This window comes from Geodermatophilus sp. SYSU D00766 (genome assembly GCF_054049915.1).
On sequence record NZ_JBJGYI010000019.1, the window covers coordinates 39,086 to 64,902 of the forward strand.

The window sequence follows — 25,817 nt, forward strand, 5'->3', positions numbered from 1 at the left end:
AGTCGGTCACCGGAAAGTGTCAGACCCCCGACCTAGCGTCGCCTCCGACACCGCTCCGACTCCCGACACGCGACTTCCCGAAGGTGAGCACCATGGCAACGCTCGACCGCGACAAGGCCCTCGACATGGCCCTCGCCCAGATCGACAAGCAGTTCGGCAAGGGCTCGGTCATGCGCCTGGGCGACAGCACCGCCCAGGCGATCAAGGTCATCCCGACCGGCTCGATCGCCCTCGACATCGCCCTGGGCATCGGTGGCCTGCCGCGCGGCCGCGTCATCGAGGTCTACGGCCCGGAGGCCTCCGGCAAGACCACGGTCGCCCTGCACGCGGTGGCCAACGCCCAGGCCGCCGGCGGCATCGCGGCCTTCATCGACGCCGAGCACGCCCTCGACCCCGAGTACGCCCGGGCCATCGGCGTCGACACCGACGCGCTGCTGGTCAGCCAGCCCGACACCGGTGAGCAGGCGCTGGAGATCGCCGACATGCTCATCCGCTCCGGCGCGCTCGACATCATCGTCATCGACTCCGTGGCCGCTCTCGTGCCCCGCGCCGAGATCGAGGGCGAGATGGGTGACAGCCACGTGGGTCTGCAGGCCCGCCTCATGAGCCAGGCGCTGCGGAAGATCACCGGTGCGCTGAACAACTCGGGCACCACCGCGATCTTCATCAACCAGCTGCGCGAGAAGGTCGGCATCGTCTACGGCTCGCCCGAGGTCACCACCGGTGGCCGCGCGCTGAAGTTCTACTCGTCGGTCCGCCTCGACGTCCGCCGCATCGAGACCCTCAAGCAGGGCACCGAGGCCGTCGGCAGCCGGGTGCGCGTCAAGGTCGTCAAGAACAAGGTCGCCGCGCCCTTCAAGCAGGCCGAGCTCGACCTGCTGTGGGGCCACGGCTTCAGCCGCGAGGGCGGCCTGATCGACGCCGGCGTCGAGCACGGCTTCATCCGCAAGTCCGGCGCCTGGTACACGTACGAGGGCGACCAGCTCGGCCAGGGCAAGGAGAACGTCCGGACCTTCCTCCGCGACAACCCCGACCTCGCCGACGAGATCGAGAAGAAGGTCAAGGAGAAGCTGGGCGTCGGCGCCACCCTCGACGCGCCCGCCCCCGACGCGGCCGACTTCTGAGCCACCCCGTGACCGGCTGGTCGGGCCCGCTCTCCGAGGAGATCGACCCCCAGCGGCCCGGCCGGCGCGGCCGCCGGACCCGTGCACCGGGTCCCGGTGACCGCGCCGGCCGTCCCCGGCGGCGGTCCGGGTCGTCCCCTGACCCGGACGACCCGGCCGCCGCCGGCACACCCCCGGGCGATCCCAGGGACCCCGCCGACGAGCCGGGTGACCCGGAGTCGGTGGCCCGCGCCATCTGCCTGCGGGCGCTCACCGGTGCGGCGAAGACCCGGCAGCAGCTGGCCGACCTGCTCGCCCGCCGCGGCATCCCCGAGGACGCCGCGACCGCCGTCCTCGACCGGTTCGGCGAGGTCGGCCTCATCGACGACGCCGCCTTCGCCCGCGCCTGGGTGACCTCCCGCCAGGCCGGCCGCGGCCTGGCCCGGCGAGCGCTGCGCGCCGAGCTGCGGGCCAAGGGCGTCGACGGCGAGGAGGCCGAGCAGGCCCTCGCCGAGGTCGACGACGACGACGAGCGCGCCGCCGCCCGCCGCCTGGTCGAGCGGCGGCTGTCCTCGCTGCGCCGCGTCGACCGGGCCACCGCCACCCGCCGGCTCATCGGGATGCTGGCCCGCAAGGGCTACAGCGGCGGTCTGGCCGCGGGCGTGGTCCGCGACGTGCTGGACGAGACGGGGTTCGGCACGGACGACCCCGATCCCGACCTGCACGACCGGCCCACCTGGGACACCTGACCCCGGGGTCCGGTCCCGACGCCTCCGGCCGAGCCGGCCGGTCAGCCCGCGGCGGGCACAGCGGCGGCAGGAACAGCGGCACCGAGGAGCGGCATGGCCGTCGTCGGCAGGTGCGTGACCGTGGCCGACGGCGCCGCCCACGCGGTCAGGTCGACGGCGTAACCGTCGGGGGCCTCGTCGTCGGCCACCAGCCCGGCGGCCTCGCCGTCGGGAGCGGCGGCCAGCCACTGCTGGATCTGTGCCTCGAACGTGCGGTCGGGCAGCACGGCCGGCCGGCTGACCGGCCCGAGGAAGGTCACGTCACGCTCGCCGCCGTCGGGGGAGCGCAGGACGACCCGGCAGCGCGCCCGGCGGTGCCGGGCCGGGGGGACGACCTCCCGGACGACGGCGGACCCCGCGCCGGCCGCGTCGGCGAACCGCGGCGCGGCGGCGCGCAGCCGGTTCACGAACTCCTGCGCGACGTCGACCTGCCCGTCGGGCAGACGCACGATCGACGGCAGCGGCGGCACGACGGGGCGGAGAGCGGTGTCCACGGCTGTGTCATCGGCAGGCCCGCGGACCGGCGGTACTACCGGCCGCCCGACTCGGTCACCAGCCCACCGCCGCTGCCGTCCATCTGCACGTCGGCCAGTCCGACAGTGTCGGAGCCCGCGGTCCTGCGGTCCCGGCGGGTGCGCTTCTCCACGTACTTGGCCAGCTGCGAGAGCAGCACGTTGACGATGATGTAGATGAGCCCGGCGGCCACGTAGAGCTGGAACGTGTAGATGTTGCCGAACTGGAAGTTGAAGAACTCGACGAGGCTGCGCGCCTGCCGGAGCAGCTCGACGTAGCCGACGATGAAGCCCAGCGAGCTGTCCTTGAGCAGCACCACGAGCTGGGCCACGAGCACCGGCAGCATCCGGCGGACCGCCTGGGGGAGCAGCACCAGCGTCATGACCTGCGTCTTGCGCATGCCGAGGGCGAAGGCCGCCTCCCGCTGGCCGCGGTCCACCGACAGGATGCCCGCCCGGAAGATCTCGGCGAGCACGGCCATGTTGTAGAGGGTCAGCCCGAGCGCCAGGGCGCGGAAGGCGGTCATCGGGACGCCGACGGTGGGCAGGAACAGCAGGCAGAACAGGATGAGCACCAGCAGCGGCACGGCGCGGAAGAACTCCACGACCACCCCCACCGGCCCGCGCACCCACGCGTGGTCGGACAACCGGCCGACCGCCAGCAGCGCACCCAGGACGGTGGCCGCCACCATGGCGACGGCGGCGACGGCGAGGGTGTTGAGCAGCGCCTCGCCCAGGGCCTGGGGCACGCCCGCGGCTGGGTCGAACAGGATCGCCCAGCGGTCGGGGTCGAGCTGACCGTTGCTCCCCAGCCGCCACAGCACCAGCGCGACCAGGCCGGCGATCAGCAGCGCGCCGATCACCGTGCCGATCCGCTGCCGGCGGCGCGCCCGCGGTCCGGGGAGGTCGAACAGGACGGTCGGTGCGCTCATCGGACGATCGCCACCCTCTTCTCGATGACCCGGATGGCCCACGCGGAGGGCAGCGTGATCACCAGGTAGCCGGCGACGATGGCCGCGAAGACCAGCAGGAGCTGGTCGGCGTTGGCGTTGGACAGCCGCTGCAGCGCCGCGGTGAGGTCGGTGACGGCGAAGCCCGCGGCGATGGAGGTGTTCTTCGCCAGGGCGATCCACACGTTGCCCAGGGGTGGCACGACGGTCCGGAAGGCCTGCGGCAGCACGATGGTGCGCAGGCTCTGGCCGAAGTCCAGGCCCAGGGCGCGGGCGGCCTCGGCCTGACCCGGCGGGACGGCGTTGATCCCCGAGCGCAGCGCCTCGCAGACGAACGCGGCGGTGTAGAGCGACAGCGCGGCGACGGCGGCGATGAACCGGCTCGGGAAGGACAGGTCGATCTGGACGATGCCGAAGACGAGGAAGAAGAACACCACGGTGAGCGGGGTGTTGCGGAACACCTCGACGTAGAAGGTGGCCAGCCCGCGCAGCGGCGGCACCGGGCTGACCCGCATGCCGGCGAGCACCGTGCCGAGCACGAGGGCGCACACCCCGCTGGTGACCGCGAGGGACAGCGTCGTCAGGAACGCGCTCCACAGCAGGTCGGCGTTGTCGGTCAGGAAGCCCATGGCGCCTCGCCGTCAGGTCGTCGGTCGTCGGGGACGGTCGTCGGGGACACGTCGGGAGCACGGCCGGCGCCGCCGGGCGGGGGAGTCCCGCCCGGCGGCGCCGGGGTGCTCAGTAGCGGTCGACCGTCGGCGGCTCGGGGGCCTCCTCGCCGGTGATCGCACCGGCGGTGCGGTCCCAGGCGTCGGCCCAGCGGCCGTCCTCGAAGGACTCCTCGAGCACGTCGTTGACGAAGTCGCGGAAGTCGTTGTCGCCCTTGGCCAGGCCGATGCCGTAGGGCTCCTCGGTGAACGGGTTGCCGACGAGCTCGAAGCCCTCGGGGTTGCCCGCCACCAGGCCGGTCAGGATGACGTTGTCCGTCGTCACCGCCTGGACGTTGCCGTTGGCCAGGTCGTCGGCGCACTTGGAGTAGACGTCGTAGGTGACCAGGTTGGCCTCTGGGTAGTTGTCCCGGATGTTCTGCGCCGGCGTCGAGCCCTCGACCGAGCAGACCGTCTTGCCGGCGAGGTCGTCAGGGCCCTGGATGCCCTCGGGGTTGCCGGCGGCGACCATGATGTCCTGGCCGGCGATGTAGTACGGCCCGGCGAAGTCGACGACCTGCTTGCGGGTGTCGTTGATGGTGTAGGTCGCCACCACCATGTCCACCTGGCCGTTCTGGATGAACGGCTCGCGGTTGGCCGACACCGTCTCGGTCCACTCGATGTCCTCGGGCGCGATGCCCAGCTCACCGGCGATGATCTTGGCGATCTCCACGTCGAAGCCCTCGGGCACGCCGTCGGGGTTGAGCAGGCCGAAGCCGGGTTGGTCGTACTTCGTGCCGATGGTGATGCTGCCGGCCTCGGCCAGCTCGGCCATGGTCGACCCCTCGGGGAAGTCGACCTCCTCGGCCACGGTGGGGGCGCTGGCGGCCTCCTCCTCGGCCTGGTTGCCGGCCTCGCTGGAACAGGCCGCGAGGGTGAGGCCGAGGGCGGCGAAGGCCGCCAGCTTCCGGGTGCTGCGCATGGGTGTCCTCCCGTGGTGGGTCAGTGCTCGAGGATCTTGGACAGGAAGTCGCGGGCCCGGTCGGAGCGCGGGCTGGTGAAGAAGGTCTGCGGGTCGGCGGCCTCGACGATCCGGCCGCCGTCCATGAACACGACCCGGTTGGCCGCCCGGCGGGCGAAGCCCATCTCGTGGGTGACGACGACCATCGTCATGCCGTCGCGGGCCAGCGACGTCATGACGTCGAGGACCTCGTTGATCATCTCCGGGTCCAGCGCCGACGTCGGCTCGTCGAAGAGGATGACCTTGGGGTCCATGGCCAGGGCTCGGGCGATGGCCACGCGCTGCTGCTGGCCGCCCGACAGCTGCGCCGGGTACTTGTCGGCCTGGTGCCCGACGCCGACCCGGTCGAGCAGCTCACGCGCGCGCCGCTCGGCGTCCGACCTGGACTGCCGGCGCACCCGGGTGGGAGCCAGCGTGACGTTCTGCAGGATCGTCTTGTGGGCGAAGAGGTTGAAGCTCTGGAAGACCATCCCGACGTCGCTGCGCAGCCTGGCCAGCGCCTTGCCCTCCTCGGGCAGCTTCTGGCCGTCGATGCGGATCTCGCCCTGCTGGATGGTCTCCAGGCGGTTGATCGCCCGGCACAGCGTGGACTTGCCCGAGCCCGACGGGCCGATGACGACGACGACCTCGCCGCGGTCGATCGAGAGGTCGATGTCCTGCAGCACGTGCAGGTCACCGAACCACTTGTTGACCCCGGTCAGCTCGACGAGCGGTGCTCCGGTCTGCTGGCTGGTCACGCACGGCACCCTAGGGCCGCCCGGCTCCGGCAGCGTCCCGGGGCCGTCACGAAGCAGTCACAAATGCCGTCACGCCCGGTCACGACCGGCGCGCACCCGGCCGGGCCGCGGGGCGCCGTACCCTCGCAGGCGCCATGGGAACCGAGGTCGACAGCCCGCAGCGCACCTACCGCGTGCGCACCTACGGGTGCCAGATGAACGTGCACGACTCCGAGCGGCTGTCCGGGCTGCTGGAGGCCGCCGGCTACGCCGCCGCGGGCGAGGACGAGGACGCCGACGTCGTCGTACTCAACACCTGCGCGGTGCGGGAGAACGCCGACAACCGCCTCTACGGCAACCTCGGCCACCTCCGGCCGGTGAAGGACGCCCACCCCGGCATGCAGATCGCCGTCGGCGGCTGCCTGGCGCAGAAGGACCGCGGCGAGATCGTCCGGCGCGCGCCGTGGGTCGACGTCGTCTTCGGCACGCACAACGTCGGGTCACTGCCGGCGCTGCTCGAGCGCGCGCGGCACAACGCCGAGGCCCAGGTGGAGATCGCCGAGGCGCTGGAGGTGTTCCCGTCGACGCTGCCGGCGAAGCGGGACTCCGCCTACGCCGGCTGGGTCTCCATCAGCGTCGGGTGCAACAACACCTGCACGTTCTGCATCGTCCCGGCGCTGCGCGGCAAGGAGAGGGACCGCCGTCCCGGCGAGATCCTGGCCGAGGTGCAGGCGCTGGTCGACCAGGGCGTGCTCGAGGTGACGCTGCTGGGGCAGAACGTCAACGCCTACGGCGTCGAGTTCCGCGACCGGGGGGCGTTCGCCGACCTGCTGCGCGCGACGGGGGCGATCGAGGGCCTGGAGCGGGTCCGGTTCACCAGCCCCCACCCGCGCGAGTTCACCGACGACGTCATCGAGGCGATGGCCGAGACGCCCGCCGTGTGCCCGCAGCTGCACATGCCGCTGCAGTCGGGGTCGGACGAGGTGCTGCGCCGGATGCGCCGCGGCTACCGGCAGGAGCGCTACCTCGGGATCATCGACCGGGTGCGGGCGGCCATGCCCGACGCCGCGATCACCACCGACGTCATCGTCGGGTTCCCCGGCGAGACCGAGGCCGACTTCGAGCAGACCCTCGAGGTGGTCCGGCAGGCCCGCTTCGCCGGCGCCTTCACCTTCCAGTACTCCAAGCGCCCCGGGACGCCGGCCGCCGACATGGACGACCAGCTGCCCAAGGAGGTCGTGCAGGAGCGCTACCTGCGGCTGACCGCGCTGCAGGAGGAGATCGGCTGGGCGGAGAACCGGGCGCAGGTCGGCCGGACCGTCGAGCTGCTGGCGGCGGCGGGGGAGGGCAGCAAGGACGCCCGCACCGGCCGGATGAGCGGCCGGGCCCGCGACGGCCGGCTGGTGCACTTCGCGGGGGGCGACGGCGTCCGGCCCGGCGACGTCGTCGAGACCGTCGTCACCGCCGCCGCGCCGCACCACCTCATCGCCGACGGGCCGCTGCTGTCGCACCGGCGCACCCGGGCCGGGGACGCGCACGAGGCCGGCACCCGGCCGACGACGCCCGGCGTGCTGCTCGGCATGCCCCCCGTCGGCGCCCCCGCCTGAGCGTCCCGCCCGGGCGTGGCCGCATGATCAGGTGACCTGATCGTGCGGCGTCCTGGCTCACCGTGGGAGGTGAGCCAGGACGCGTCGCGGTGAGCTCAGCTGATCGTGCGTCAGCGGCGGGAGGCGGACCGCTCGGCCTCGGTCAGCCACTCGCGGCGGGTGGCCAGGTTCGCCCGCGCCTCCTCGATCCGGCGTGCGTCGCCGGCGGCCTCGGCCTTGGCCAGCTGCTCCTCGGCCTTGGTGACCGCGGCCCGCATCGAGGCGACCATCGGGTTCTCCGGCGCGGTGCGGACCCGGCCTGCGTCGACGGCGCCGCGGACGCGCTGCTCGACGGCCTGCATGCGGTCCTCCAGCGAGCGCATCGCGCCGCGCGGCACGTGGCCGATCGCGTCGTAGCGCTCCTGGATGCGCCGCAGCGCCGCCTGGGCGCCGCGCAGGTCGGTGGACGGGTCGAGCTTCTCCGCCTCGGCGAGCAGCTCCTCCTTGGCCTGCTGGTTGGCCAGCTGCTCGGAGTTGCGCGCCTTGTCCGACTCGGCGCGGGCGGTGAAGAAGACGTCCTGGGCGGCGCGGAACTGCTTCCACAGGTCGTCGTCGCCGTCGCGGCCGGTGCGCGGCACCGCCTTCCAGCGGTCCATGAGCGAGCGCATGGCGGCGCTGGTCGGGCCCCACTCGGTCGACGTCGACAGCCGCTGCGCCTCGGCGATCAGCTCCTGCTTGGCCGCGCGGGCCTCGCCGCGCTGCACGTCGAGGGCCGCGAAGTGCGCCCCGCGCCGCCGGCCGAACGCGTCACGGGCGGCGGCGAACCGCGACCACAGCGCCTCGTCGGTCTTGCGGTCGATGCCGCGGATCGTCTTCCACTCCTCGACGATGGCCTTGAGCCGGTCGCCGGCGGCCTTCCACGACGTCGACTCCGCGGCGATCTGCTCGGCCTCGGCGGCCAGTGCCTCCTTGCGGGCGACCTGCGCGGCGCGGGCGGCGGCCTTCTCCGCGCGCGACTCGGCGGCCGCGGAGTCGGCGGTGTCCACCATCGCGCGGGCGCGGGCGGCCAGCCCGTCGAGGTCGCCGACGGCGGTGGCGGTGGGGATGGACTCGGCCAGCGCCTGCGCCTTGGCCTTGATCTCGGTCGGGTTGCCGGTGTGCGCCCGCAGCCGCGCCTCCAGCAGCGACACCTCGGTGGCGAGGTCGTCGTAGCGGCGGGCGAAGTGGGCGAGCCCCGCGGCGGGGTCGCCGGCCTGCCACGAGCCGACCGCGCGCTCGCCGTCGGCGGTGCGGACGTAGACGGTGCCGTCCTCGTCGACGCGACCCCACCGGGTGGGGTCGGAGGAGACGGCCACGGCCGGCTCCGGCGCCGCCGGGACGGGGGTGGCCTGCTCGGGGACGGCGACCGGCCCGGGGACGGCGGTGCCCTCGGCGGCGGCTCCCTCGACGGCGGTGCCCTCGGCGGCGGTGCCCTCGGCGGCGGCTCCCTCGGCGGCGGCGCCCTCGGCGGCGGCGCCCTCGACGGCGGCTCCCTCGGGACCCGGGACGTCCGCGGCGCCCGCCGTCGTCTCCGCCGTCGGGTCGGCCAGCCCGGCCGCCTCGGGGGTGGGCGCGGCCGGCGTCCCGGCGTCGGGGGTCACCGCGTCGGGACCGGCCGTCTCGGGGGAGGGGACCTGCTGCGACCCGGCTCCGGGGTTCTCCGTGCTCGACACGCACCGCAGTGTCCCACGCCGCATCGGCGACACTGCTGCGGTGAGCAGCCCGCCTGCCGGACCGGTCTCGGTCGCCTTCTGCCCGTGCCCCCCGCTGCTGCTCCCGCAGGTGGCCGGACGCGCCGCCGCCGACACCGCGGCGCTGCGCGCGGCCTGCGCCGACGCCGTCGAGGCGGTGCTCGCCGCCCGGCCGGAGGTGGTGGTCCTCGTCGCCCCGGACGCCGAGGGCCGCTACGGCCCCGGTGACGGCGGTGACCTGCGCGGCTTCGGCGTCGACGTCGAGGTGCCGCTGTCGGGTGGGACGCGGCCGGGCGGCCGGCGGACGCCGCCGGGCCTGACCGTCGGTGCCTGGCTGCTCGACGCGGCCGGGCACGCCGGCGCCCGGATCGGGACCGGCCCGCAGGACCTGGCCGCGGTGGTCGCGGGCCTGACCGGGCCGGTGGCGGTGCTGGCCATGGGCGACGGGTCGGCCCGCCGCAGCCTCAAGGCGCCCGGGCACCTCGACGACGCCGCCGCGCCGTTCGACGCTGCGGTCGCCGCGGCGCTCGCCGCCGGGGACGCCGCCGCGCTCGCCGCGCTGGACGCCGCCGAGGGCGAGCGGCTGCTGGCCGCCGGCGTCCCGGTGTGGCGGGCGGTCGGGGCGCTGCTGGCCGGCCGCGACGTGGACGCGCGGCTGCTCGCCGACGAGGCGCCCTTCGGCGTCGGCTACCTGGTGGCGGCGTGGACGGGCCGGTGACCCTCCCGCCGGTGGTCGCCGTCGTCGGGCCCACCGCCACCGGCAAGACGGCGCTGGCGGTGCAGCTGGCGCTCGAGCTCGGTGGCGAGGTGGTCAACGCCGACTCGATGCAGCTCTACCGCGGCATGGACATCGGCACGGCCAAGCCCGACGCGGCCGAGCGGCGCGGCGTCCCGCATCACCTGCTCGACCTCTGGCCGGTGCGGCAGGCGGCGTCGGTGGCGGAGTACGCCCGCGCGGCCCGCGCCCAGATCGACCGGCTCCGCGCGGCCGGGGTGCTGCCGCTGCTGGTGGGCGGGTCGGGCCTCTACGTGCGCGCCGTCCTCGACGACCTCGACATCCCCGGCACCGACCCGGCCGTGCGCGCGCGGCTGCAGGCCGAGCTCGACGACGTCGGGCCGGCCGCGCTGCACGCCCGGCTGGCCGCGCTCGACCCGGCCGCCGCCGCGGCCGTGCTGCCGAGCAACGGGCGGCGGATCGTGCGGGCGCTGGAGGTGGTGGAGCTGACCGGCGGGCCCTTCCGCGCCACGCTGCCCGAGCCGCGCCCGCACTACCCGGCGGTGGTGGTCGGCGTGGACCGGGAGACCGCCGAGCTCGACGCCCGGGTGGCCGACCGCGTGGACCGGATGTGGGCCGCCGGGTTCGTCGCGGAGGTCGAGGCGCTGGCCGCCGAGGGGCTGCGGGAGGGCCCCACGGCCTCCCGCGCGCTGGGCTACGCCCAGGTGCTCGCGCAGCTCGACGGCGCCCTCACCGCCGGGGAGGCCCGCGAGCGGACGGTCACCGCCACCCGCCGCTTCGTCCGCCGGCAGCGCTCCTGGTTCCGCCGCGACCCCGCGACGACCTGGTTCGACGCCGCCCGGCCCGACCTCCCCGACGCCGTCGGCGCGCTGCTGGCCGGCCGTACGATCGGGCGGTGAGCGACCGGTTCCTCCTCGGGCACGGCACCGAGAACGACTTCGTCGTCCTGCCCGACCCCGACGGGGACCGCTGGCCGGAGGACCGCCTCGACGCCGCGCTGGTGCGCCGGCTCTGCGAGCGCCGCTCCGGCCTCGGCGGCGACGGCGTCCTGCGGGTGGTGCGCAGCCGGCACGTGCCCGACGCCCCCGCCGTCCTGGGGGACGCGCTCGACGCCTGCGAGTGGTTCATGGACCACCGCAACGCCGACGGCTCGCACGCGGAGATGTGCGGCAACGGCATCCGGCTGTTCCTGCACGTGCTGGTGACCGAGGGCCTGCTCGACCGCGCGGCCTGCGCCGACGGCGTCCTGGTGGGCACCCGCGGCGGCCCCCGCCGGGTGGGTGCCGGCGCCGACGGCACGTACTGGGTCGACATGGGCCCGGCCCGGCCGTTCGGCCGCGGCGAGGCCACCGTGGCGGGGCAGGCGTTCGCCGGCCAGGCGGTGTCGATGGGCAACCCGCACCTGGTCTGCCTCACCGACGCCGACCTCGGCGCGCTCGACCTGACCGCGCAGCCCGGGTTCGACCCCGGGCTGTTCCCCGAGGGCGTCAACGTCGAGTTCGTGCAGGTGCTCGCCCGCCCCGCCGAGGGCGCCGACGCGCACGTGCGGCTGCGGGTGCACGAGCGCGGCGTGGGGGAGACCCGCTCCTGCGGGACCGGCGCCTGCGCCACCGCCTACGCCGCGCTGGCCGCCGGGTCCGACGGCCCGCAGCGCGGCACGGTCGTCGTCGACGTCCCCGGCGGCCGGCTGACCGTCGACGTCACCCCGGAGACGACCGTGCTGCGCGGGCCGGCCGTCGTCGTCGCGACCGGCGGGCTCACCCGGGAGTGGCTGGACTCCTAGGGGTTGTCCGGGGTGTCGGCGCGGGTCTCCGGCTCGTCGGTCGGCGCCTCGGGCTTGTCGCCGGGGCCGACGTTGCCGGTGCCCCGCGGCCGGCCGGCCCCGGTGTCCTGGTCGGCCCCGCCGAAGGGGTTGCGCGGGACCTCGAGGCCCACGGGGTCGCGGCCCGGGTCGTCGATGCCCTCGCTGCTGCTGGTGCTCACGGGGTGCCCCTCTCGTCGTCCGTGCGGTCCGTCCCGACCTACCCGCCTCCCGGCGGGATGCACCTGACCCGTTCCGGTGTTGCACCCCGTGTATGACGACTGCAGAGACGACAACCCAGGTGACCGCTGACGACGCGCGTGTCACGCTGGACGCGATGACGACCGCCCCCCAGAGCACCTCTCTCGACGACGAGACGACCGTCGAGACCCGTCCCGCCCCGGCCGGCCGGTGGGACGAGGACGACGACACGACCGGCTCCTACGACCTCGAGGCCCGTGGCGCCCTGCGCCGCGTGGCGGGGCTCTCCACCGAGCTCGCCGACATCAGCGAGGTCGAGTACCGCCAGCTGCGCCTCGAGCGCGTCGTGCTGGTCGGGGTGTGGACCGAGGGCACCCAGGCCGACGCCGACCGGTCGCTGGCCGAGCTGGCCGCGCTCGCCGAGACGGCGGGCTCGGAGGTGCTCGAGGCGGTGAGCCAGCGGCGGGACAAGCCCGACGCCGGCACCTACGTGGGCTCGGGCAAGGCGTCCGAGATCCGCGACATCGTCGCCTCCACCGGCGCCGACACCGTGATCTGCGACGGCGAGCTGACCCCCGGCCAGCTCAACGCGCTGGAGAAGATCCTCAAGGTCAAGGTGGTCGACCGGACCGCACTGATCCTCGACATCTTCGCCCAGCACGCGACCAGCCGGGAGGGCAAGGCCCAGGTCGAGCTCGCGCAGATGCAGTACATGCTGCCGCGGCTGCGCGGGTGGGGTGAGTCGTTGTCCCGGCAGGCCGGTGGCCGCGTCGCCGGCGGCGGCGGCATCGGCACCCGCGGTCCCGGTGAGACGAAGATCGAGACCGACCGCCGCCGCATCCGGTCGCGGGTGAGCCGGCTGCGCCGCGAGATCGCCGGCATGGCGACGGCGCGGGCCACCCAGCGCTCGGCGCGCGACCGCAACGCCGTCCCGAGCGTGGCGATCGCCGGCTACACCAACGCCGGCAAGTCCAGCCTGCTCAACCGGCTGACCGGCGCGGGCGTGCTGGTGGAGAACGCGCTGTTCGCCACCCTGGACCCCACGGTGCGCCGCGCCCAGTCGCCCGACGGCCGCGAGTACACGCTCACCGACACCGTCGGGTTCGTGCGGCACCTGCCGCACCAGCTGGTCGACGCGTTCCGCTCGACCCTGGAGGAGGTGGCCGGCGCCGACCTGCTGCTGCACGTCGTCGACGGCTCCGACCCCGACCCGCTCGGCCAGATCGACGCGGTGCACGTGGTGCTGCGCGAGATCGACGCCGCGGCGGTGCCCGAGCTGATCGTCGTCAACAAGGTCGACGCGATGACCGAGGAGGACGTGCTGACCCTGCGCCGGGCGCTGCCCGGTGCGGTGTGGGTCTCGGCGCGGACGGGCGAGGGCATCGAGCAGCTGCGCGAGGTCGTCGCCGCCCGCCTGCCGCACCCCGACGTCGAGGTCGAGGTGCTGGTGCCCTACGACCGCGGCGACCTGGTGGCCCGCGTCCACCGCGACGGCGAGGTCCTCAGCGAGCAGCACGAGGCGGAGGGCACCCGGCTCACCGCGCGCGTCGACGGCGGCCTGGCCGCCGCGCTCGAGCGGTTCGCCGCACCGGTCGGCTGACCGGCGCTCCTCCGTCCCCCGCCCGGGGGACCGGCTCCCCGCCGGTCACCCGGGCGGCTCGCCGTCTCCCTGCGGCGAGGTCACGGGCGGGTCACGGCCCGGTACCGTGACCGCGTGACCAGCGGCGTGGTACGACGCGGGAGGGGAGCACCGGCCGACGGCGACCCGTCGGCTCCCGTCCGCACCGTCGTGACCGCCGGGCGCCCGTCCTGGTGGCTGCTGCTCGTGGCGTTCGTCGTCACCACGGCGGTCACCGTCGACCTGCTCAACCGCGGCGTGCTCGAACGGCTCGACCTGGAGGTCTCCGAGGTCGTCAGCGCGTGGGACCTGCGGGACTCCCCGGGCTACTGGCCGGTCTGGGCGGTCACCCAGATCGGCGGGCGCGGCACCATCCTCATCGTCCTGGCCGGGCTGGTCGGCTGGCTGTGCATCCGCCGGCGGACCCTGCTGCCGCTGCTGCGGGTGCTCACCGCGCTCGCGCTGCTGACCGTCGTGGTCTACGCGTTCAAGTACGGCACCGGCCGCACCGCGCCGGCCTACCCCGGGTCCTTCTTCCACCGCGACGGGGCCAGTTACCCCTCCGGGCACGTGGCCAACGCCGTGCTCATGTGGGGCGTGGCCTACTGGCTGGCGGTCGAGTACCGACTGGCCCCGGGCGTGCAGCGGACGCTGTGGTGGCTCAGCGTCGTGGGCCCGGTGCTGACCGGGATCGCCATGGTGTCCCTGGACTTCCACTGGGTCACCGACGCGGCGGTCGGCGCCTCGGTGGGGGTGCTGCTGCTGGGCGTGGTTCACGCACTCGACGCAGTCGTTCTGTCACGCTGGGGCAGTGCCCGAGCCGGCCGTCCCCCCGCGTAGCGCCGGGGCACACCCCGGGTGGGCCGTGGCCGCACTCGCCGGTCTGGCCCTCGCGCTCGGCCCCGCATTCCCCGCTGCCGCCGAGGAACCGGGCGCGCCGTCGCTGCGCTGCCAGGTGACCGACCCCCGGCTCGCGGAGCTCTCCGGCCTCGTCGACGTCGGGGACCGCCTGCTGGCCATCGCCGACGGCGGCGAGCAGGTGGCCGTCTCCGTGCTCGACGGGACCTGCCGCGTCGTGGACGAGACCGTCGCGCCGCTGGACCCCTACGACCCCGAGGACCTCGGCGTCGGTCCCGACGGCACCGTGTGGCTGGCCGACACCGGCGACAACAACGCCACCCGGGAGACCGTCGCCCTCATCGCCCTGCGCCCCGACGGCGGCACGGCGCTCTTCCGGCTCACCTACCCCGACGGCCCGCACGACGCCGAGGCGCTCCTGGTGGCCCCCGACGGCACGCCGTACCTGGTGACCAAGGAGGTGCTCGGTGCCAGCCGCGTCTACCGCCCCGCGGCGCCGCTCGTCGACGGCGGCACGGTGGCGCTGGTCGACGTCGGCAGCGTGGCGTTCACGCTGACCGGGACACCGGGCGGCCCGGTGGGGCGGGCCGGTCAGCTCCTGGTGACCGGCGGCGCGGTGGCCCGCGACGGCAGCCGGATCGCGCTGCGCACCTACACCGACGCCTACGTCTGGCCGCTGACCGGCTCGGACGTGCCGGCCGCCCTGGCGGGCGAACCGGTGCGCATCGCGCTGCCCGAGGCGCCGCAGGGGGAGGCGGTGTCGTTCACCGCCGACGGCGCGGCGCTCCTCGTGGCGGGCGAGGGGCTGCCGGGCGACGTCACGCTCGTGCCGATCCCCGCCGGGACGGCGGCCCCGGCGCCGTCCTCGGCGGCCGACCCGTCGCTGGCGGCCGTCCTCGACGACGGCGGCACCGGCGTGTCCCCGGTCGCCGCGGGGCTGGTCGCCGCCGGGGTGGCCACGGTGCTGGTGTGGGTCGCCGGCCGGGTACGCCGGGGCCGCGCCGCGGGACCGCCGGCCGGCTGAGGCTGCCCGCCGTGCCGCGGGACCGCCGGCCGGTCGAGGTCGCGGAGCCCGGCCGCCGCCGACCCGGGGCGGGTCCGCGGGGCCGGGAGCGCGTCCCGGGCGGTGCGGGTCAGACGCGGCGCAGGACGGTGACCACCCGGCCGAGGATGGTCGCCTCGTCGCCCGGGATGGGCTCGTAGGCCGGGTTGTGCGGCAGCAGCCACACGTGCCCGTCGCGGCGCTTGTAGGTCTTGACGGTGGCCTCGCCGTCGAGCATCGCGGCCACGATCTCGCCGTTCTCGGCGGTGGGCTGCTGGCGCACGACCACCCAGTCGCCGTCGCAGATGGCCGCGTCGACCATCGAGTCACCGGCCACCCGGAGCATGAACAGGGTGCCGTCGCCGACCAGCTCGCGGGGGAGCGGGAAGACGTCCTCGACCGCCTGCTCGGCGAGGACCGGGCCACCGGCGGCGATCCGGCCGACCAGCGGCACGTACGTGGGGGCGGTGGTGTCGCCGGCCGCGGCGGCCGGCGGTGCGGCCTCCGCCGCGGTGTCGCCGGGCAGCCGCACGTCGAGCGCGCGGGGGCGGTTGGGGTCGCGCCGCAACCAGCCCTTCTTCTGCAGCACGGAGAGCTGGTGGGCGACCGACGACGCCGAGGACAGGCCCACGGCCTCGCCGATCTCGCGCACCGAGGGCGGGTAGCCGCGGCGCTCGATCGAGTCGCGGATGACCTCGAGCACCCGGCGCTGGCGCTGCGTGAGCCCGTCGCCGGCCTCACCCCGGTCGGGGAAGGTGCGCACCGCGCCGGTCCGGGTGCCGGTCCCCTCGGCGGCGGTGTCGGTGCCCCGCCGGCCGCCACCCCGCCGGGTGGTGGTGCTCCCGCGCGTGCCCTGGCCGGTCCCGCTGGTGCCCGCCACGTCTCCTCCTCGCCGGCCGTGTCCCCACGGCCCTCGTGTCCCGCCCCGTCCCCGGCTCCGGGACCTCCGGTCGGTGACCGACGGGTGCCGGTGCGGCCGGGATCGACCGCCGGGTGCCGGGCGGACGGCTGCTGATCGGACCGTAGCGCCTCGGGACCGGGACTTCAAACGTGTGTTCGAAACCGGTGGGCGGTGTCGGTTGGCTCCTGTCGGTGCCGTGCGGTAGACATCGCACACACGTTCGATCGAACGCCTGTTCGATGCAATGGGGTCGACGAGGAGAGTGGTCATGGGCAGCGTGCGCCAGGCAGTGCTGGAGTTCGACGCGACGGTCCGGGTGCCCTGGCGGCCGCTGCTCGCCGACGGTGCCGGGGGCGGCCCCGCTCCCACCCGTCGGCCGGTGCGCCCCGACACCTCCGGGCGCCCCGTTGGCCAGGCGCCCCCGGCACCTCCGGCCCCGCTCCCCGGCGCCGGCCCGCGCGTGGCCGGTCACCTGCGGCCGGTGCCCGACCTCCCGGCCGAGCCGGCCGCCCGCGCCACCGGCCCCGCCGCGGGGGCGCGCCACACGCGCCGCGACCCGGCCCGGCCCGGAGGGCGGCCGGTGTCCGCGCAGCCGGTCCGGCGCGCGGCCGGCCCGTCGCCGGCGCCCCTCCGGCTGACCCGCCGCGGGCGGCGCCTGGTCGTCGCCCTGGTCCTGGCCGCGGGCATCGGGGGCGCGCTCCTGGGCCGGGAGGTCCTCGCTCCCCAGCAGGGCCTGCAGCTCGCCGGGGAGAGCAGCGTCGTCGTCGAGCCGGGCGACACGGTGTGGTCCATCGCCGACGAGGTCGCCGGCGACGGTCAGGACGTGCGCGCCGTGGTGCACGCGATCGAGGCGCTCAACGACCTCGAGGGTTCCGCGGTGGTCGCCGGGCAGGTCCTCCGGCTCCCCTGACCCGGCGGAGGGGACACGGGACGGCCACCGAGGGCCGCCCGGAGAAGTGACGAGAGCGTCCTCGACGGTTCGTCAACCATCGGTCCCCGGTCGCTCACGCACCGATCTCGGATCAACACATACGGTGAGGGGCGTGTCAGCAGCCGTGAACAGCAGGGCGGCGGTGTCCTTCGGGTCGCCGCAGGACGTCGAGGTGCTCGTGGACGGCGCCTGGGTGCCGGGTGCGATGCTCGGCTGGCGGCACGACGACAGCGGCGCCTGCGAGGTCTGGGTGCGGCTGCGGGCGGAGGTTCCCGGGGTCGTCGAGGGCGCCGGGACCTGGGTGGAGCTGACCGCGGTCCGGCTGCCCGAGCGCCGCCTGACGCTCGCGCCGGCAGCCGACGCCGCACCCGCGGCCGCGCCCGCCCCGGCGGACGCGCCCGCCACCGCTGCGATGCCAGCCCTCGCGGCGGTGCCCGGTGTCGCGGCGGTGCCCGCGGTCGCGGCGGTGCCCGCCACGGCTGCGGTCGTCTCCGTCGGGGGTCCGGTTCTGCGCCCCCGCCGGTTCCGGCGGCACGGCGCCGACGCGACCGCCGAGCAGCCCGCCGTCGGTGCGGGCGGGGCCGGCCGGCACCGCGCACCCGCCGGCGCCGGGTCGGGCCGCCACCGCGCGGTCACGACCGAGATGCCCGCCGTCGTCGCCGGCCCAGGGGGCGAGGCGGCCCCCGGGTCGGCTGTCGTCCCCGGCCCGGGACTGGCGGTCGTGCCGGCGGGGGAGCCCGACCTGCTCACCCGGCCCATCCGGCTCGGCGACCTCGTGCCGAACGCCCGGGGTGGTCGTCCGGCGGTCCGCCCGCCGGTCTGAGCTCCGCCGGTCCGGGCGCTCCGCGCCTGCCCGGCACCAGCCCTCACCCAGCACCGCCTCCACCGAGCCCGCGCCCGGCCGGCAGCTGCCCCGGGCACCGTCCACCGGGTCGCCGGTCCTGCTCCCGTGGGCCGCTCCGGCGGGATCCGGCGACCTCCGCAGCCGGTCCGTACACCCGTGTCCGGTCCCGTGCGCGCCGACACGCGGGCGGTCGCGGCGTGTCGTGTGGCCGGTGGGAGACCTGCTCGCGCGTGGTCACCAGGAGGTCACGAGCAGGTCTCGGCGGAAGAGACACGCCCGGTGTCGACTTGCAGATGTAGTGGAGCCGGGCCTACGGTCCCCCTACATCTAGTAGTTCCCCGATTGAGGTCCTCCACAGGTCCGTCCTCAGGTTCTCCCCGGGGCGTCCACCGGATGTCCCCAGAGAGGTCCACAGCAGGGGTCCACACCAGAGGTCCACAGCAGGGGTCGGCGGACCGGGTGCCCGGAGCACCCGGCGGCCCGTCGACACGCCCCACCCGGCACCGGGTCACCGGTACCGAACCCGTCCGCGGAGGGAGGTGAACCGCAGTGCGGTGCCCGTTCTGCCACAACCCCGACAGCCGGGTGATCGACTCGCGCGAGGCCGACGAGGGAGCCACCACCCGGCGCCGCCGCTCGTGCCCCGCCTGTGGCCGCCGCTTCACCACCGTGGAGGAGGCCGTCCTCGCCGTCGTCAAGCGCAGCGGGGTCAGCGAGCCGTTCAACCGCTCCAAGGTCGTCGCCGGCGTGCGCCGGGCCTGCCAGGGCCGGCCGGTCGACGAGGACCAGCTCCAGCAGCTCGCCCAGCAGGTGGAGGACGCCATCCGCGCCAGCGGGGTGGCCGAGGTGCCCAGCCACGAGGTCGGCCTGGCGATCCTGCGCCCGCTGCGCGAGCTCGACGAGGTCGCCTACCTGCGCTTCGCCAGCGTCTACCGGGCCTTCACCTCGGTGGAGGACTTCGAGAAGGAGATCACCGAGCTCCGGGCGCGGCACCACACCGGGGGCACGCCGCCGCTGCCGGGCATGCAGCTCGACCCGCCGCCGCGCCGTCGCGGCGGACGCGGCCCGGCGAGCGCCGCAGGCACGTCCGGCACCTGACCACCGGCCGGCAGCGTCGCCGGCCCGATCGGCACCACCCGCTCAGCACCACCCCAGAAACCGTCAGCACCAACCGCTAGGAACAGGGTGGCTCTCTTCCCCAGCCGCCCGGACCACTCACCGAGGGAGAGCTCGTGACCGAGATCGAGGACCGCCCGGCAGGCCGTACGCGTCGGGCCGTCAAGGCGCCGACCCGGGGGAAGGGCCTGAAGATCAAGCGGGTCTACACGACCGCCGGGGTGCACCCCTACGACGAGGTGGTCTGGGAGCGGCGCGACGTCGTCATGACCAACTGGCGTGACGGCTCGATCAACTTCGAGCAGCGCGGCGTCGAGTTCCCCGCCGAGTGGAGCATCAACGCCACCAACATCGTCACCACGAAGTACTTCCGCGGCGCCGTCGGCACCCCGCAGCGCGAGACCAGCCTGCGCCAGCTCATCGACCGGGTGGTGCTCACCTACGGCGCCGCCGGCCGCGAGCACGGCTACTTCGCCAGCGAGGGCGACGCCGAGGTCTTCGAGCACGAGCTGACCTGGATGCTGCTGCACCAGGTGTTCAGCTTCAACTCGCCGGTGTGGTTCAACGTCGGCACGCCGGCGCCGCAGCAGGTCAGCGCCTGCTTCATCCTCGCTGTCGACGACACGATGGACTCGATCCTCAACTGGTACCGGGAGGAGGGGCTGATCTTCAAGGGCGGCTCCGGCGCCGGCCTGAACCTCTCCCGCATCCGCTCGTCCAAGGAGCTGCTGTCCTCCGGCGGCACCGCCTCCGGCCCGGTCAGCTTCATGCGCGGCGCCGACGCCTCCGCCGGGACGATCAAGTCCGGGGGCGCCACCCGGCGCGCGGCCAAGATGGTCGTCCTCGACATCGACCACCCCGACATCGAGGAGTTCATCGAGACCAAGGCGCGCGAGGAGGACAAGATCCGTGCGCTGCGCGACGCCGGGTACGACATGGACCTCGGCGGCAAGGACATCACCAGCGTCCAGTACCAGAACGCCAACAACTCCGTCCGCGTCTCCGACGAGTTCATGCGCGCGGTCGAGGACGGCACGCCGTTCGGCCTGCGCGGCCGCCTCGACGGCTCGGTGATCGAGACCGTCGACGCCCAGGAGCTCTTCCGCAAGGTCACCCAGGCCGCGTGGGAGTGCGCCGACCCCGGCATCCAGTACGACGACACGATCAACGACTGGCACACCAACCCCGAGACCGGCCGCATCAACGCGTCCAACCCCTGCTCGGAGTACATGAGCCTGGACAACAGCTCGTGCAACCTGGCGTCGCTGAACCTCATGAAGTTCCTCAAGGACGACGGGACCTTCGACGCCCGGACCTTCGTCAAGGCCGTCGAGCTGGTCATCACGGCGATGGACATCTCCATCTGCTTCGCCGACTTCCCGACCGAGCCGATCGGGGAGACCACCCGCGCCTACCGGCAGCTGGGCATCGGCTACGCCAACCTCGGCGCGCTGCTGATGGCCACCGGCCACGCCTACGACTCGCGCGGCGGGCAGACCCTCGCCGCGGCGATCACCTCGCTGATGACCGGCACCGCCTACCGCCGCTCGGCCGAGCTGGCCGGCATCGTCGGCCCCTACGAGGGCTTCGCCCGCAACGCCGACGCGCACGCCCGCGTCATGCGCAAGCACGCCGCGGCCAACGACGCCATCCGCCCGGTCGGCGCCGACGACGCCGACGTGCTGCGGGCGGCCACCGCCCAGTGGCAGGAGTGCCTGGAGGTCGGCGCGGACAACGGCTGGCGCAACGCGCAGGCCTCGGTGCTCGCCCCCACCGGCACCATCGGCTTCATGATGGACTGCGACACGACCGGCATCGAGCCGGACTTCTCGCTGGTCAAGTACAAGAAGCTGGTCGGCGGCGGGTCCATGCAGATCGTCAACCAGACGGTCCCGCGGGCGCTCAAGAGCCTCGGCTACCAGGACGAGCAGGTCGAGGCGATCGTCGAGTACATCGCCGAGCACGGCCACGTCGTCGACGCCCCGAGCCTGCGCCCGGAGCACTACGAGGTCTTCGACTGCGCCATGGGCGAGCGGGCCATCTCCCCGATGGGCCACGTCCGCATGATGGCCGCGGTGCAGCCGTTCATCTCCGGCGCCATCAGCAAGACGGTCAACATGCCGGAGACGGCGACCGTCGAGGACGTCGAGAACATCTACTTCCAGGGCTGGAAGCTCGGCCTCAAGGCGCTGGCGATCTACCGCGACAACTGCAAGGTCGGCCAGCCGCTGTCCGACGCCAAGGCCAAGAAGTCCGAGACCCCGGTCGAGGCCGAGGCGGCTCCGGTCGCCACGACCTCGCACCCGGTGCGCCGCCGGCTGCCCAAGAAGCGGCAGAGCATGACGACGTCGTTCAGCGTCGCCGGCGCCGAGGGCTACATGACCGCCGGGATGTACGAGGACGGCAGTCTCGGCGAGGTGTTCCTCAAGCTCGGCAAGCAGGGCTCGACCCTGGCCGGTGTCATGGACGCCTTCTCGATCGGCATCTCGATCGCGCTGCAGCACGGTGTGCCGCTGGAGACCTACATCCAGAAGTTCACCAACATGCGCTTCGAGCCGGCCGGCATGACCGACGACCCGGACATCCGGATCGCCCAGTCGGTGATGGACTACATCTTCCGTCGCCTCGCGCTCGACCACCTGCCGGTCGACACCCGCGCCACCCTCGGCATCTTCACCGCCGAGGAGCGGGCGGCCCAGGTCGCCGGCTACGACACCTCCGCGTCGACGGCCACCGTCGTCGAGGAGGAGGTCGACGTCGAGGCGCTGCGCGGCTCGGTGCCGACCGAGGCGCCGGCCAAGCCGGAGCCGAAGGCCGAGGCGGCCAAGGAGGCCCACTCCTCGGCCGAGCTGTTCGAGATGGTCACCGGCAACGTCACCGACGCGCCGCTGTGCATGACCTGCGGCACGAAGATGCGCCCGGCCGGCAGCTGCTACGTCTGCGAGGGCTGCGGCTCCACCAGCGGCTGCAGCTGACCCGGCCGGCGGGGCCTCCCCGCCGCTGACCCGGTCGCCCACCGGCCCGGTCCCTCTCCGAGGGGCCGGGCCGGTGGCATCTCACGGGCGAGCGCGTCCAGCCGGTCGGCGGCCGTCCGCGCCGGCTGCCCGGGGTCCACGGCGCGTGGGTGCCCCGCCAGGCCAGGGATCCGGAGGCACCCCGAGGTGCCCACCCTCAGGCCGTGGCCACCACCGTCGGCGCGATGGCGGCCGTGAGGCTGAGCCGCAGGTCGAGCAACGCGTCGAGCGCGTCCTGGGCCGCCTGGCACAGGCCGAAGGCCCGGCCGCTCGGGGAGTTCTGGAAGTCGTCGCGGGCGGTGCCGAGTTCTCGGTAGGCGGCCACGATGCGACGGTCGACGTCGGGGACGGGGGGACGAGAGGGCGACACGTCGCCTCCTGCGGATCGGTGGCGCCGGGAGGAGGTGCCCGGTCGTCGTGGCCCGTCCTACCCACCCGGGAGCAGGCGCACGCGCGCGCCCACGACACGACCGACGCCGCACCGGTCGACGCGGGTCAGCCGATGCCGCACTCGTCGCTCAGGTAGGTGTCGACGTTGTCGCTCGCGGCCTCCAGCCCGCTGCCGGCGTCCTCCAGGGCCGCCACGGAGTCGGCGTCGCCGAGGTCGAGGTCGGCCACCGCGTCGGCCATCCGCTCCAGCCCGCTGCGCATGGTGTCCCAGTCGGCGGCGATGGCCTCCGGCGCGTTGATGCCCTGCATCTCCTCGGCGAGCTGCCGGAACACGTCGGGGATGGAGTCCCCGCCGCCGGACTCGTCCAGCGCCGTCTCGACCCGCTGGTCGAGGTCCTCGGCCTGGGTGCAGAAGTCGTCCCCGGCCGCCGAGTCCTCCGCGGCGGAGCTGCTCGCCGGGGTGTCGGCGGCGGACCCGCCGCCGCTCCCGGAACCCCCGTCGTCGCCGGAGCACGAGGCGAGCAGGACGACGCCGAGGGCCGTGAGCACCCCGGCTCGGACGGAACGCAGCTGCTGGCGCATGGGCCGACCCTCCCGCCCACCTGGACGCGTGGGCAGAGGCGAAGGGCCGTCGCCGACGACCGGCCCGGACGGGCCACCGGCCCGGTCCCTCGTCGAGGGGCCGGGCCGGTGCCGTGCGGGGACAGCGCCGGAGCGGCGCGGCGGGGTCAGCCGACCTCGACGGCCCGGCTGGCCGGCTGCCGGTCCGGGCGGCCCAGGAACCGGTCGACCAGGGGGCCGGTCATGCCGGTGGTGATCAGCGCCATGACCACCGCGCCGACCTGCATCTGGGGGCTGATGACCCCGGCGTTGAGCGCCACCAGGGCGGCGACGAGCACCATCAGGCCGCGGCAGTTCATCAGGATCCCCAGCGCGTTGCTCTCGCTCCAGGACAGCCCGCCGAGGCGGCCGCTGACCAGGGCACCGCCCCACTTGCCCACGATCGCCACGACCACGAACAGTGCGATGCCGGGCAGTGCGGCCCAGGTCAGCGTGGTGAAGTCGGTGCGCAGCCCGCTGTAGGCCAGGAAGATCGGCAGCAGGAACACGATCGCCACGTCGGAGAGCCGGGAGGTCAGCGCCGTGGTGAGGACGGCGTGGCGCGGCACGACCAGGCCGGCGACGAAGCCGCCGACGAGCGCGTGGATGCCGATCCGGTCGGCGGCGTACGCGGCCAGCACGACCGTGCCCATGACGACGGCGAACTGGGTGCCGCTCAGCGGGTCGCCCGCCTCGCCCCCACGGAACACCCGTGCCAGTGCCGGCCGGACGACCAGCCACATCGCCGCGAGGAAGGCCAGCGTCCCGGTCAGCCGCCACAGGTGCGACGACGACGGCTCCCCGGTGGCCACGCCCCGGGCGACACCCACCGTGAGGAACATGAGGATGGTGACCAGCGCCGCCGCTGCGATGCCGACGATCCCGAGCGGGGAGGTGGCCAGCCCCTTCTCCTGGAGGATGCGCGCGGCCACCGGGAAGGCGGTCACCGCCAGCATCGCGCCCACCATGAGGGTGAAGCCGATCCGCGACGGGTCGCCGGCACCGGTGAACCGGTCGGTGAAGAGGACCGGCGCGATGAGGAACCCCAGCGCGACCGGGATGGCCACGACCCCGACGGCGACGGTGACGATGCCGGCGGCCCGGCCACGCAGGCGGTCGGTGTCGAGCTCCAGGCCCACCAGGAACATGAACAGGACCAGGGCGATCGTGCCCAGGAGGCTCAGCCCGCTCTGCGCCTGGGCGGGGAACAGGCACGAGCTGATGCTCGGGGCCACGCCCTCGGGCAGGGACCGGTCGCACGCCAGGAAGGCGGGGGCGTCGTCCCAGACGAACGTCGTGGCGCCGAGCAGGGAGGGGCCGAGCAGGACGCCCGCGACGATCTCGCCGACGACGCGGGGCTGACCGATCCGCAGGGCGAGCGTGCCGACGACACGGGCGGCGATCAGGATGATCGCGATGTCCAGCAGGACGAAGGCGATCACCTGGTCCCCGGGCAGGGAGGGTGCGGGCATGGGGGGTCTCCGACGAGGTGGGGGGCGCAGCGGCGGCACATGGTGGCGCAGACCCCCGGGTCCCGTCACCGGTTCTGCGCGCGGCACTTGCCGGTGCACGGGGCGCGACCGCGGGACGCCGGGCGGCCGACCGGCATAGCGGGAGCCGATCGGGTTCGGTATTGGCCTGCCGCGCCGGCCGCGCGCCACCGTGGACGGTGTCCTCGGTGGTCCGCCACCGCACCGTCCTCCCCCCGCCGTGGAGAGTGGCATGACCAGTGCACCGCCGATGCCCGTGCGCGAGGACCTCGCGCCGGCCCGAGCACGTGACGAGCTGCGCCGGCGCGCGGACGGCGTGACGGCCGAGGCCGTCGTCTTCCCCGCCCACGGCGTCCCGCTCGCCGGGGTGCTGTACCGGCCGGAGGACGCGGGCGGGCCCCTGCCCGGCGTGGTGGTCACCGGCACCTGGACCAGCGTCCGGGAGCAGATGGCCGACCGGTACGCCGCGCGGCTGGCCGCCCGGGGCCACACCACCCTCGCCTTCGACCACACCGGCTACGGGGCCAGCGGGGGAGCGCTGCGCGACTACGAGTCGCCGGCGCTCAAGGCCCGCGACATCGGCGACGCGGTCGGCTACCTGGCCGGCCGGACCGACGTCGTCGACCCGCAGCGGATCGGTGCGCTCGGCGTCTGCGCGTCGGCCGGGTACACGGTGAGCAACGCCGTCGCCGACCCGCGGGTGCGGGCGCTGGCGCTGGTCGCGCCCTGGCTGCACGACGCGCGGATCGTCGCGGACACCTACGGCGGCGCGGACGGCGTGGCGATGCGGATGGCCGCCGCGGCCCGCGCGCGCAGCCGTTCGGAGGCGACCGGGGAGGTGACCTACGTGCCGGCGGTGGGCGCCGGGGACCCGCTGACCGCCATGCCCTTCGACGTCGACTTCTACCAGAACCCCCGGCGCGGGGCGGTGCCCGCGTGGCCCAACCGCTTCGCCGTCATGGCCTGGCCCGGGTGGCTCACCTACGACCCGATCGCCCTGGCGCCGCAGGTGCACCAGCCGGTGCTGCTGGTGCACAGCGAGGACGCCGCGATCCCCCAGGGGGCGCACCGCTTCGCCGTCTCGGTCGGCGGGACGATCGACCAGTACTGGGGCGAGGGCAGCCAGTTCCACTTCTACGACGGCAGCGCGCACGTCGACCGCGCGGTGTCCCTCGCCGGCGCCCACTTCGCCGAGCACCTCGCGTGACCGCGCCGACCGCCG

Annotated in this window: 25 protein-coding genes; 14 read left to right on the forward strand and 11 right to left on the reverse strand. The window is 74.9% G+C overall.

All coding sequences use genetic code 11. From position 1 onward, the window contains the following. Positions 1-92: 92 nt before the first annotated feature. Together recA and ACI8AD_RS14800 are read left to right on the forward strand one after the other, a co-directional pair. A complete protein-coding gene (recA, locus tag ACI8AD_RS14795) occupies positions 93-1,124 on the forward strand; it encodes a recombinase RecA (RefSeq protein WP_456871286.1) in 1,032 nt (343 codons plus the stop codon). 221 nt (positions 1,125-1,345) lie between these two features. Further along, positions 1,346-1,852 carry a regulatory protein RecX gene (locus tag ACI8AD_RS14800; protein ID WP_456871287.1) on the forward strand — a complete coding sequence of 169 codons (507 nt, stop codon included), beginning with the start codon at positions 1,346-1,348 and terminating at the stop codon, positions 1,850-1,852. Positions 1,853-1,893: 41 nt separating this feature from the next. Here the strand turns inward: ACI8AD_RS14800 and ACI8AD_RS14805 are convergent, their stop codons facing one another. The 5 genes from ACI8AD_RS14805 to ACI8AD_RS14825 all read right to left on the reverse strand — a co-directional run bounded on the left by ACI8AD_RS14805 (position 1,894) and on the right by ACI8AD_RS14825 (position 5,758). Next, positions 1,894-2,385, reverse strand: a complete 492-nt coding sequence (locus tag ACI8AD_RS14805) for a hypothetical protein (RefSeq protein WP_456871288.1) — start codon at positions 2,383-2,385, stop codon at positions 1,894-1,896. A 35-nt stretch (positions 2,386-2,420) separates the two neighbouring features. Further along, positions 2,421-3,335, reverse strand: coding sequence for an amino acid ABC transporter permease (locus ACI8AD_RS14810; RefSeq protein ID WP_456871289.1), 915 nt, complete (start codon positions 3,333-3,335; stop codon positions 2,421-2,423). Further along, entirely contained in the window at positions 3,332-3,982 is a 651-nt protein-coding gene (locus tag ACI8AD_RS14815) for an amino acid ABC transporter permease (RefSeq protein ID WP_089404365.1), read from the reverse strand. The genes ACI8AD_RS14810 and ACI8AD_RS14815 overlap by 4 nt, the downstream gene beginning before the upstream one ends. A 109-nt stretch (positions 3,983-4,091) precedes the next feature. Further along, entirely contained in the window at positions 4,092-4,982 is an 891-nt protein-coding gene (locus ACI8AD_RS14820; protein WP_456871290.1) for a transporter substrate-binding domain-containing protein, read from the reverse strand. A 20-nt stretch (positions 4,983-5,002) separates the two neighbouring features. Beyond that, entirely contained in the window at positions 5,003-5,758 is a 756-nt protein-coding gene (locus tag ACI8AD_RS14825; RefSeq protein WP_456871291.1) for an amino acid ABC transporter ATP-binding protein, read from the reverse strand. Positions 5,759-5,892: 134 nt separating this feature from the next. Here ACI8AD_RS14825 and miaB point away from each other — a divergent pair, with 134 nt between their 5' ends. Beyond that, positions 5,893-7,344, forward strand: a complete 1,452-nt coding sequence (miaB, locus tag ACI8AD_RS14830) for a tRNA (N6-isopentenyl adenosine(37)-C2)-methylthiotransferase MiaB (RefSeq protein ID WP_456871292.1) — start codon at positions 5,893-5,895, stop codon at positions 7,342-7,344. Positions 7,345-7,454: 110 nt separating this feature from the next. On the opposite strand, the gene ACI8AD_RS14835 is transcribed toward miaB, so the two are convergent. Further along, positions 7,455-9,035, reverse strand: coding sequence for a DUF349 domain-containing protein (locus tag ACI8AD_RS14835; protein WP_456871293.1), 1,581 nt, complete (start codon positions 9,033-9,035; stop codon positions 7,455-7,457). Between the two features lie 40 nt (positions 9,036-9,075). Here ACI8AD_RS14835 and ACI8AD_RS14840 point away from each other — a divergent pair, with 40 nt between their 5' ends. From ACI8AD_RS14840 to dapF, 3 genes are read left to right on the forward strand one after another with little or no spacing between them, the layout of a single operon-like run. Then, on the forward strand, positions 9,076-9,771 hold the full coding sequence (locus ACI8AD_RS14840) for a hypothetical protein (protein WP_456871294.1): 696 nt from the start codon (positions 9,076-9,078) through the stop codon (positions 9,769-9,771). Continuing rightward, positions 9,768-10,688, forward strand: coding sequence for a tRNA (adenosine(37)-N6)-dimethylallyltransferase MiaA (miaA, locus tag ACI8AD_RS14845; protein WP_456871295.1), 921 nt, complete (start codon positions 9,768-9,770; stop codon positions 10,686-10,688). The genes ACI8AD_RS14840 and miaA overlap by 4 nt, the downstream gene beginning before the upstream one ends. Beyond that, positions 10,685-11,572 carry a diaminopimelate epimerase gene (gene dapF, locus ACI8AD_RS14850; protein ID WP_456871296.1) on the forward strand — a complete coding sequence of 296 codons (888 nt, stop codon included), beginning with the start codon at positions 10,685-10,687 and terminating at the stop codon, positions 11,570-11,572. Before miaA ends, dapF begins: the two co-directional genes overlap by 4 nt. Here the strand turns inward: dapF and ACI8AD_RS14855 are convergent. Beyond that, on the reverse strand, positions 11,569-11,772 hold the full coding sequence (locus tag ACI8AD_RS14855) for a hypothetical protein (protein ID WP_089404359.1): 204 nt from the start codon (positions 11,770-11,772) through the stop codon (positions 11,569-11,571). The two genes, dapF and ACI8AD_RS14855, sit on opposite strands and share 4 nt — an antisense overlap. A 155-nt stretch (positions 11,773-11,927) precedes the next feature. Between ACI8AD_RS14855 and hflX the strand changes: the two genes are divergently transcribed. From hflX to ACI8AD_RS14870, 3 genes are all read left to right on the forward strand, one after another. Then, entirely contained in the window at positions 11,928-13,391 is a 1,464-nt protein-coding gene (gene hflX / locus ACI8AD_RS14860) for a GTPase HflX (RefSeq protein WP_456871297.1), read from the forward strand. 114 nt (positions 13,392-13,505) lie between these two features. Further along, positions 13,506-14,249 (forward strand): phosphatase PAP2 family protein, encoded by a 744-nt coding sequence (locus ACI8AD_RS14865; RefSeq protein ID WP_456871298.1) that lies wholly within the window; start codon positions 13,506-13,508, stop codon positions 14,247-14,249. A gap of 25 nt (positions 14,250-14,274) precedes the next feature. Beyond that, a complete protein-coding gene (locus tag ACI8AD_RS14870; protein ID WP_456871299.1) occupies positions 14,275-15,291 on the forward strand; it encodes a hypothetical protein in 1,017 nt (338 codons plus the stop codon). A gap of 109 nt (positions 15,292-15,400) precedes the next feature. Here the strand turns inward: ACI8AD_RS14870 and lexA are convergent, their stop codons facing one another. Beyond that, positions 15,401-16,189 carry a transcriptional repressor LexA gene (gene lexA, locus ACI8AD_RS14875; RefSeq protein ID WP_456871300.1) on the reverse strand — a complete coding sequence of 263 codons (789 nt, stop codon included), beginning with the start codon at positions 16,187-16,189 and terminating at the stop codon, positions 15,401-15,403. A gap of 289 nt (positions 16,190-16,478) precedes the next feature. Here lexA and ACI8AD_RS14880 point away from each other — a divergent pair, with 289 nt between their 5' ends. The 4 genes from ACI8AD_RS14880 (at position 16,479) to ACI8AD_RS14895 (ending at position 22,076) form a co-directional block, all read left to right on the forward strand. Beyond that, positions 16,479-17,120, forward strand: a complete 642-nt coding sequence (locus ACI8AD_RS14880; RefSeq protein ID WP_456871301.1) for a LysM peptidoglycan-binding domain-containing protein — start codon at positions 16,479-16,481, stop codon at positions 17,118-17,120. A gap of 133 nt (positions 17,121-17,253) precedes the next feature. After that, a complete protein-coding gene (locus tag ACI8AD_RS14885; RefSeq protein ID WP_456871302.1) occupies positions 17,254-17,964 on the forward strand; it encodes a hypothetical protein in 711 nt (236 codons plus the stop codon). A gap of 570 nt (positions 17,965-18,534) precedes the next feature. Next, the gene (nrdR, locus tag ACI8AD_RS14890; RefSeq protein WP_456871303.1) at positions 18,535-19,083 is read left to right on the forward strand and encodes a transcriptional regulator NrdR; all 549 of its coding nucleotides are present in this window, start codon (positions 18,535-18,537) and stop codon (positions 19,081-19,083) included. Positions 19,084-19,217: 134 nt separating this feature from the next. Continuing rightward, complete coding sequence (locus ACI8AD_RS14895) at positions 19,218-22,076, forward strand: vitamin B12-dependent ribonucleotide reductase (RefSeq protein WP_456871304.1); 2,859 nt, start codon at positions 19,218-19,220, stop codon at positions 22,074-22,076. 196 nt (positions 22,077-22,272) lie between these two features. On the opposite strand, the gene ACI8AD_RS14900 is transcribed toward ACI8AD_RS14895, so the two are convergent. From ACI8AD_RS14900 to ACI8AD_RS14910, 3 genes are all read right to left on the reverse strand, one after another. Next, positions 22,273-22,485 carry a hypothetical protein gene (locus ACI8AD_RS14900; protein ID WP_456871305.1) on the reverse strand — a complete coding sequence of 71 codons (213 nt, stop codon included), beginning with the start codon at positions 22,483-22,485 and terminating at the stop codon, positions 22,273-22,275. A 125-nt stretch (positions 22,486-22,610) separates the two neighbouring features. Next, positions 22,611-23,087: a hypothetical protein gene (locus tag ACI8AD_RS14905; protein ID WP_456871306.1), complete on the reverse strand. Its 477-nt coding sequence runs from the start codon at positions 23,085-23,087 to the stop codon at positions 22,611-22,613. 146 nt (positions 23,088-23,233) lie between these two features. Then, positions 23,234-24,577: a cation:proton antiporter gene (locus ACI8AD_RS14910; protein WP_456871307.1), complete on the reverse strand. Its 1,344-nt coding sequence runs from the start codon at positions 24,575-24,577 to the stop codon at positions 23,234-23,236. A gap of 250 nt (positions 24,578-24,827) precedes the next feature. Between ACI8AD_RS14910 and ACI8AD_RS14915 the strand changes: the two genes are divergently transcribed. Then, positions 24,828-25,802 carry an alpha/beta hydrolase gene (locus ACI8AD_RS14915; RefSeq protein ID WP_456871308.1) on the forward strand — a complete coding sequence of 325 codons (975 nt, stop codon included), beginning with the start codon at positions 24,828-24,830 and terminating at the stop codon, positions 25,800-25,802. Positions 25,803-25,817 lie beyond the last annotated feature (15 nt).